At 68.6% G+C, this 8,235-nt stretch carries 5 protein-coding genes and 1 pseudogene; 3 read left to right on the top strand and 3 right to left on the bottom strand.

The window, feature by feature from the left end:
* From AD428_RS18915 to AD428_RS18905, 3 genes and pseudogenes are all read right to left on the bottom strand, one after another.
* Nucleotides 1-371 (bottom strand): annotated as a pseudogene (locus tag AD428_RS18915) (hypothetical protein); the annotation flags it as partial.
* Nucleotides 368-3,079: a cation-transporting P-type ATPase gene (locus tag AD428_RS18910; RefSeq protein WP_235490972.1), complete on the bottom strand. Its 2,712-nt coding sequence runs from the start codon at nt 3,077-3,079 to the stop codon at nt 368-370. The pseudogene AD428_RS18915 and the gene AD428_RS18910, both read right to left, overlap by 4 nt.
* A gap of 104 nt (nt 3,080-3,183) precedes the next feature.
* A complete protein-coding gene (locus AD428_RS18905; protein ID WP_053246206.1) occupies nt 3,184-4,146 on the bottom strand; it encodes a LysR substrate-binding domain-containing protein in 963 nt (320 codons plus the stop codon).
* Between the two features lie 106 nt (nt 4,147-4,252).
* Between AD428_RS18905 and AD428_RS18900 the strand changes: the two genes are divergently transcribed.
* The 3 genes from AD428_RS18900 to AD428_RS18890 are packed head-to-tail and all read left to right on the top strand — an operon-like array spanning nt 4,253 to nt 8,221.
* Nucleotides 4,253-6,550, top strand: coding sequence for an NADP-dependent malic enzyme (locus AD428_RS18900; RefSeq protein WP_053246205.1), 2,298 nt, complete (start codon nt 4,253-4,255; stop codon nt 6,548-6,550).
* Nucleotides 6,531-7,757, top strand: a complete 1,227-nt coding sequence (locus tag AD428_RS18895) for a patatin-like phospholipase family protein (protein WP_053246204.1) — start codon at nt 6,531-6,533, stop codon at nt 7,755-7,757. The genes AD428_RS18900 and AD428_RS18895 overlap by 20 nt, the downstream gene beginning before the upstream one ends.
* Nucleotides 7,754-8,221: a barstar family protein gene (locus tag AD428_RS18890; protein WP_053246203.1), complete on the top strand. Its 468-nt coding sequence runs from the start codon at nt 7,754-7,756 to the stop codon at nt 8,219-8,221. The genes AD428_RS18895 and AD428_RS18890 overlap by 4 nt, the downstream gene beginning before the upstream one ends.
* Nucleotides 8,222-8,235 lie beyond the last annotated feature (14 nt).

The following is an 8,235-nucleotide window of genomic DNA, read 5'->3' as shown; positions in this document are numbered from 1 at the left end:
TGCGCCTCGCATGCGGCGGCCCGGACGGGCGCGGACGTGATGCCGCGCACCTGCAGCGCGCCGGCGGCCAGGGAAGGAAAAGACGTCCAGACTTCGGGGGTGTGTCGCAACAGCATGGCGCTCCTCGGTTCAGGGGGGGCGGCGGGCCTGCGCGCCGCCCCGGCATGCCGGGGCAGGAATCCGCCCGAGGTCGGCGGCAGGGCGTCGCAGGCCAGCGCGTCGGCCCGTGCGGTGGCCCGGGCATAGAGCGACCGCACGTCCGCCGCCAGCCCGGGAAGGTCCAGCGCGGGATGCTCGAACGCGAAGCCGGACGCGGCCTGCTCGCCGGCGAGCGCGCAGGGCGGAAGGAAAAAGCGGCCCGGCGGGCTCATGTCGCGGCCAACCTCGAAAGGCGCCGCGCATGCCAGTGCCGCACGACGAATTTCTCGATCTCCACCAGCACGAAGACGACCGCCGCCACGGCCACGGTGAGGGCCCAGTAGGCGGGCGGCAGGGGCACGGTGCCGAAGATCTTGTTCATCCACGGCAGGTAGATCACGGCGCATTGCAGCAGGCCCAGCGCCACCGTCACCAGCCATAGCGCCTTGTTGCGGAACATGGACAGGGTGAGCGAAAAGCGCTCCTGGATGCGGCAGTTGAACAGGTACGTCCATTGCGAAGTGACCAGGGTCTGCAGGGTGACGGTGCGGATGAAGTCCGGGTCGCGGCCCGCGGCCGCCAGGCTTTTTTCGATGAGGAACGCGGAAATGGTGAACAGCAGGCCCACGAAGGCGATGCGCCACAGCGCGTAGCCGTCCAGGATGGATTTGTGCGGGTCGCGCGGCGGCCGGTGCATGCTGCCTGGCTCGCCGGGCTCGAACGCCAGCCCGAACGACAGCGTGGTGGACGTCGCCATGTTCATCCACAGGATCTGCAGCGGCGTGAGGGGCGCGAGCGCGCCCGCCAGCAGCGCGGCGATGACGATGAGGGCCTGGCCCAGGTTGGTGGGCAGGATGAAGAGAATGGTCTTGCGCAGGTTGTCGTAGACGCGGCGGCCTTCCCGCACCGCGTGGGCGATGGAGGCGAAGTTGTCGTCGGCCAGCACCATGTCGGCGGCCTCCTTGGTGACCTCGGTGCCTTTGATGCCCATGGCGATGCCCACGTCGGCCTGTTTGAGCGCCGGCGCGTCGTTGACGCCGTCGCCCGTCATGCCGGCCACTTCGCCCTGGCTCTGCAGCGCGCGCACGAGCCGCAGCTTGTGCTCGGGGCTGGTGCGGGCAAAGATGTCGTGGTCGCGCGCCAGCCGCGCCAGGGCCGCGTCGTCCACGCCCTGCAGTTGGGCGCCCGTGACGGCTTCGCCTGTGTGCTCCATGCCCAGCATGGCGCCGATGGCGAGCGCGGTTTCGGGGTGATCGCCGGTGATCATCTTGACCTTGATGCCGGCCTGGCGGCAGTGGGCGATGGCCTGCACCGCCTCGGGCCGGGGCGGGTCCATGATGCCCGCCACGCCCAGCAGCACCAGCCCGTGCCGGATGTCGCCGTGGTCGAGCTCGTCCGCCCCGGGCTCGCCCTGGCGGTATGCCGCGGCCAGGGTGCGCAGGCCCTGGTGGGCGTATTCGCGCAGTCCGTGTTCCCAGTAATCGCGGCGCAGCGGCCGCGGGCCGGCCTCGCCCTGTTCGCGGTCGCACAGATCGAACAGCACGTCCGGCGCGCCCGTGACGAAGATCAGGGGCTCGCCCTGGTCTTCGGCACGGCGCGCCATGTATTTGTAGGCCGAGTCGAAGGGAATCTTGCCCAGCCGTTTGACGTTTTCCAGGCTTTGGCCCGCCTTGGCCGCCAGCACCATCATCGCGCCTTCGGTGGGGCCGCCCACGATCCGCCAGCGGCCGTCTTCGTCCTGGCGGAGCTGGCTGTCGTTGCAGATGGCGGCGGCGCGCAGGAAGCGGCGCAGACATTCGTCGCGGGCCGCGTCCGCCGGCGCGCCGTCGGCCTCGCGCAGGATGCGGCCCTCGGGCCCGCAACTGTCGCCGGTGACCGCGTAGCTGCCCGAGGCCAGCAGCACGCGGGTGGCCGTCATTTCGTTCATGGTGAGCGTGCCCGTCTTGTCGGAGCACACGACGGTCATGGCGCCCAGCGTTTCCACGGTAGGCAGCTTGCGGATGATGGCGTTGTTGCGCGCCATGCGCTGCACCCCGAGCGAGAGGATGATGGAGATGATGGCCGGCAGCCCTTCCGGCACCGCCGACACCGCGATGCTGATGAGCGACATCAGCAGCTCGGGCAACGGCATCCCCAGCACGAAGCGGCCCGCCAGGAACAGCACGGCCACCAGCGCCACCACCAGTTGGAAGATGCGCCTGCCCAGTTGCTTCATCTGGCGCAGCAGCGGCGTCTGCAGCGCGCGCACGTCGCTCATCATGCGGTTGATGTGGCCGATCTCGGTATCCTGGCCCGTGGCCACCACCACGGCGCGCGCGTTGCCGGCGCTGACGTGGGTGCCGGAATACGCCAGGTTGCGCCGGTCGCCCAGCGGCGGCTCGCCGGGAATCGGGTCTTCGTGCTTGTCGACCACGGCCGATTCACCCGTCAGGATGGATTCCTCCACCCGCAGCCCGTGGGTGTCGAACAGGCGGGCATCGGCCGGAACCTTGTCGCCGGGCCGCAGGATGATGATGTCGCCCGGCACGAGCTCGGCGGCGTCGATCTCCGCCTTCTGGCCGTCGCGCACCACGCGCGCGTGGTTGGACAGCATGTTGCGTATGCCGTCCAGGGCGCGCTCGGCCTTGCTTTCCTGCACGTGGCCGATGATCGCGTTGGTGAGCGCCACGGCCAGGATCACCAGGCAGTCGAGCCAATGCTTCATGAAGGCGGTCAGCGCGGCGGCCGCCAGCAGGATGTAGATCAGGACATCGTTGAAATGGTCCAGGAAACGCAGCGCGGCGCTGCGGCGTTCGGGCGGAGGCAGGGCGTTGGGGCCGTAGGTTTCCTGGCGCCGCCGCACCTGATCGTGCGACAGTCCCGACCGGCTGCTGACCTGGGCCTCGAGCGCCTCGTCGACGGAAAGCCGGTGCCAGTGGGGGAAATCCTGTGGGCGCTGCATCCGAACCTGCGTCATCGTCCTGAGCCTCCTGGTGGCCGGCGGCGCCGGAGGGGAAGCCGCGCGGGCGCGGCCCTTTTATTCTAGACGCTGAAACCGCCGCGCACTCAGCCGCGCGGGCCGCGGGTATAGATCTCGCGCAAGGCGTCGGCGAAAAGCGCGTCGGCCTCGCGCCGCAGGCCGTCGGCGCGGGTAAAGAGCGAAATGGGCGGCAGCGTCCAGTCCAGCGTGTAGGGCACGATGGCGGCGCCCGAGATGCGCACCAGCTCCTCGGCGATGTCGGCGGGCAGGATGGAGACGGCGCGGTCGGTGGCCACGATGAGTTCGCCGATGAGCTTGGAGGAGTCGGTCTGCACGGCGGGCGCGGGCGGCGCCAGCCCGGCGCGCAGGAAGATCTCGTTCACCTGTTCGCGGATGGGGCTGCCGGGCGTGCCGAGTATCCAGTCCAGGTCGGCCAGGCGGGTCCATGCGGGCCGTTCGCGCCCCAGCCGGGCCGCCAGGCGCCGGCTGGCGATCAGGCGCGGCTGCTGGCGGTACAGTACTTCCACCGCCACGTTTTCCAGGTCCGCCGAGGGCGCGGCCCAGCCCACCACGATGTCCAGCGTATGGTCGCGCAGTTGCGCGAGCAGGGCCGGGCCCAGGCCCTCGTGGATGGTCGCCGTGATGCGCCGCCCCCGCGGCAGCGTGCGGCCCAGGGCCTCGGAGAGCATCTGGCCCGAAACGAAGGGAATCGCGCCGATGCGCAGGTGCGCCGCGTGGCCCGAGGCCACCGCGTCCATTTCCTGCACGAGCTGGCCCAGGTCGTGCACCAGGGCGCGGGCGCGGTTGAGCACCACCTGGCCCAGGGCCGTGGGCCGCATGCCGCGCACCGAACGCGCGAAGAGCGGCACGCCGAAGGTGTTTTCCAGCTCGGCCAGCGCGTTGGTCACGGCGGGCTGGCTGGTCGCCATCTTTTCGGCCACCCGCGTCAGCGAGCCCTGCTGCTCGATGCTCAGCAGCAGCATCAGGTGGCGCATCTTGAGACGGGAGGTGAGCCGGTGCAGCGCTTCATCGGGGTCGAACGCGGTCATGACAGATCCATAAGGTGTTTCTTATGGAAGAATAGCAAAGACGAATAAATACATTATGTTTCCGGTCCTAGAATCTAGCCTCATCGACAACTCCGGAGGCTTTTCCATGAATTCCCAGACCGCCGATCGCCAGGCCGCGTTGGACTATCACCAGTACCCGGTGCCCGGCAAGGTGTCCGTCATGGCGTCCAAGCCGCTGGTCAACCAGCGCGACCTGGCGCTGGCGTATTCGCCGGGTGTGGCGGCGGCGTGCGAGGAGATCGTGTCGGACCCGTCGAACGTGTTTCGCTACACGGCGCGCGGCAATCTGGTGGGGGTGATCACCAACGGGACGGCGGTGCTGGGGTTGGGCAACATCGGGGCGCTGGCGTCCAAGCCGGTGATGGAAGGCAAGGCGGTGCTGTTCAAGAAGTTTGCGGGCCTGGACGTGTACGACATCGAGATCAACGAGACGGACCCGGACAAGCTGGTGGAGATCATAGCGGGTCTGGAGGCGACGTTCGGGGGGATCAACCTGGAGGACATCAAGGCGCCGGAGTGTTTCACGGTGGAGCGCAAGCTGCGCGAGCGGATGAAGATTCCGGTGTTTCACGATGACCAGCACGGCACGGCGATCTGTGTGTCGGCGGCGTTCATCAATGGTCTGAAGGTGGTGGGCAAGAAGATCGACGAGGTGAAGGTGGTGACCTCCGGGGCGGGGGCGGCGGCGCTGGCGTGCCTGGACCTGATGGTGGATCTGGGGCTGCCGCAGGAGAACATCTGGGTGACGGACATCGAGGGGGTGGTGTACGAGGGCCGCACGACGCTGATGGATCCGGACAAGGCGCGGTTTGCGCAGAAGACGGACGCGCGCCGGCTGGCCGAGGTGATCGAGGGGGCGGACGTGTTTCTGGGGCTGTCGGCCGGCGGGGTGCTCAAGCCGGAGATGGTGGCGGCGATGGGTGCGCGGCCGCTGATTCTGGCGCTGGCCAATCCGACGCCGGAGATTCTGCCGGAGGTGGCGCACGGGGTGCGCGACGATGTGGTGATGGCCACGGGGCGTTCGGACTATCCGAACCAGGTGAACAACGTGCTGTGCTTTCCGTACATTTTCCGCGGGGCGCTGGACGTGGGGGCCACGACGATCACGCGCGAGATGGAGAAGGCGGCGGTGTACGCGATTGCGGCGCTGGCCGAGGAGGAGCAGAACGAGGTGGTGGCCGCGGCGTACGGGACGTTCGACCTGTCGTTTGGTCCGCAGTACCTGATTCCCAAGCCGTTTGATCCGAGGCTGATCGTGCGGATTGCGCCGGCGGTGGCCAAGGCGGCGATGGAGGGGGGCGTGGCCACGCGGCCGCTGTCGGACCTGGAGGCGTACGAGGAGCAGTTGCAGCAGTTCGTGTATCACTCGGGGGCGTTCATGAAGCCGCTGTTTTCGACGGCCAAGCGGCTGGTGCGCGAGGGGGGCAAGTCGCGCATTGTGTTTGCCGCCGAGGGCGAGGACGAGCGGGTGCTGCGGGCAGTGCAGGTGGTGGTGGACGAGGGGCTGGCGCGGCCGATCCTGGTGGGGCGGCCGTCGGTGCTGCTGGCGCGCATCGAGAAGCTGGGGCTGAGGCTGAGGCTGGGCGAGGACGTGGAGGTGACGAACCCGGAGTACGACGAGCGGTTTCACCAGTACTGGACGACGTACTGGGAGCGGATGTGCCGCCGCGGCATCACCAAGGAGATGGCGCGGGTGGAGATGCGCCGGCGCATGACGCTGATTGGGGCGATGATGGTGCACCTGGGCGATGCGGACGGGATGGTGTGCGGCACGGTGGGGGCGTACCACGATCACCTGAGGTTCGTGGACGAGATGATCGGGCTGCGCCCGGGGCACAAGGTGTACGCGGCGATGAACGTGCTGCTGCTCAACGAGCGCACGGTGGTGCTGGTGGACACGCACGTCAACGACGATCCGACGGCCGAGCAGATTGCGGAGTTCACGGTTGCGGCGGCGCAGGAGATGTCGCGGCTGAACCTGGCGCCGAAGGTGGCGCTGCTGTCGAGGTCGAACTTTGGTTCGGGCAGTTCGGCCTCGGGGGCGAAGATGCGGCGGGCGCTGGAGCTGGTGCGCGAGGCGGCGCCGGAGCTGGAGATCGACGGGGAGATGCACGGCGATTGCGCGCTGGACGAGGCGCTGCGCATGCGGATTCTGCCGTCGTCCACGCTCAAGGGCGAGGCGAACCTGCTGGTGTGCCCGAACGTGGATGCGGGCAACATTGCGTACAACCTGCTGAAGACGGCGGCCGGGGGCAATGTGGCGGTGGGCCCGTTCCTGCTGGGCGCCAACGCGCCGGTGCACATCCTGACTTCGAGTTCCACCGTGCGGCGCATCATCAACATGACGGCCATGACGGTGGTCGATGCCAACACCCCGCGTTGAAGTACTGCCCGCGGGCCCGGCGTGCGCGCGCACGCCCACCGGTCTGGTCCTGACCGGCGGCGGCGCGCGCGCGGCCTACCAGGTCGGAGTGCTCAGCGCCATCATGGAACTGCTGGACCCCGACTGGCATTCCCGTTTCCACAATCCCTTCGACATCATCTGCGGCACCTCGGCCGGCGCCATCAACGCGGCGGCGCTGGCCTGCCGCGCCGACCGCCCGCACCTGGGCGTGCGGCGCATCCGCCGCCTCTGGTCTTCGCTCAACACCGACATGGTCTACCGCGCCGACGCGCCCGGCCTGATCCGCACCGGCGTGCGCTGGCTGGGGCTGCTGTCGCTGGGCTGGATGTACTCGGGGCTGACCCGCAAGCGGCCGCAGTCGCTGCTGGACAGTGCCCCGCTCGAGGCGCTGCTGGGGCGGGTGATGGACTTCAGCCGCCTGCAGGCCAATCTGGAAAGCGGCGCGCTGTCCGCGCTGGCCATCACGGCGTCGGGCTACACCAGCGGCGAGCACCTGACCTTCTACCAGGCGCACACGCCCATCGAGCCCTGGCACCGCTATCTGCGGCTCGCCATTCCGGCGGCCATCGGCATCGACCACCTGATGGCGTCTTCGTCCATTCCGTTCGTGTTTCCGGCGCGCCAGGTCCAGGTGCACGGCAAGGGCGAATGGTGCGGCGACGGCTCCATGCGCCAGCTCGCGCCGATCAGTCCGGCCATCCACCTGGGCGCGCACCGCGTGCTGGTGATCGGCACGGGCTTTCGCGACGAGACGCATCCGGAAAACCGCGAGGATTCTCCGCCGTATCCTTCGCTGGCCCAGGTGGGCGGCCATGCGCTGTCCAGCATTTTCCTGGACGGCCTGTCGATCGACGTGGAGCGCCTGGAGCGGCTCAACAATCTCATGGCCCACGTGGACCCGCAGGCCGGCGCGGGCCTGCGCATGGTCCGGGTGCTCAGCATCACGCCCAGCCAGTCGCTGGACCTGCTCGCGCTGGAGCACCTGGACGACCTGCCCACGCAGGCGCGCGCGCTGTTCCGCGTGCTCGGCGTGTCGGCCGATCCCGACCGTCCGGGAGGCGGTTCGCTGATGTCGTATCTGCTGTTTGAAGCGAGCTACACCAGGCGATTGATAGAACTGGGTTATGCCGATACGATGCAGCGTAACGAAGAAGTGATCGCCTTTTTCAAGGAGGCCCAGGCATGACTCGCAACGGTCTATCCACACTGCAGCGCCAGTTGCGGCGCGGCGGCGCGCTTGCCCATGAAGGGCTGGACAAGCAGGCCGTGGTCGATGCCGCGAAAGAGCTTGGGCTGGCGCTGTACGTGGCCAACTGCGACCCGGCGCGCAGCCGCTCGGCCGTGTTGCGCGCCATTGCCAAGGCGGTCGATTTTCCCGAGTATTTCGGCGGCAATCTCGACGCGCTCTACGACTGCCTGTGCGACACGGTGCTCGACCAGAAAGCGGGCGTGGTGCTGTGGCTGTACAAGCTGCATTCGGGCGACCCGGCGCTCGAGGAAGACGCCGCCCGCATCGAAACCGTGTGTTCGGACGCAGCCGATTTCGCTCACGAGAACGGCCGCATCTTTTCCTACGTCATCGAGCACGCCGGGCGGCATCCCGACCCCGAGCCGGGCGTGGCGGCCGCGCCCTACGGCGAGAAAAACTGATCCGCGCGGGTCAG

Source organism: Achromobacter sp. DMS1, from assembly GCF_001270295.1.
This window is presented reverse-complemented; position numbering and strand designations above follow the sequence as displayed.

What these genes read in the sequence shown, in the direction of transcription:
- AD428_RS18910 (WP_235490972.1), bottom strand. Translation starts at nt 3,079, where the DNA reads ATGCAGCGCCCACAGGATTTCCCCCACTGGCACCGGCTTTCCGTCGAC.
- AD428_RS18905 (WP_053246206.1), bottom strand. Translation starts at nt 4,146, where the DNA reads ATGACCGCGTTCGACCCCGATGAAGCGCTGCACCGGCTCACCTCCCGT.
- AD428_RS18900 (WP_053246205.1), top strand. Translation starts at nt 4,253, where the DNA reads ATGAATTCCCAGACCGCCGATCGCCAGGCCGCGTTGGACTATCACCAG.
- AD428_RS18895 (WP_053246204.1), top strand. Translation starts at nt 6,531, where the DNA reads ATGCCAACACCCCGCGTTGAAGTACTGCCCGCGGGCCCGGCGTGCGCG.
- AD428_RS18890 (WP_053246203.1), top strand. Translation starts at nt 7,754, where the DNA reads ATGACTCGCAACGGTCTATCCACACTGCAGCGCCAGTTGCGGCGCGGC.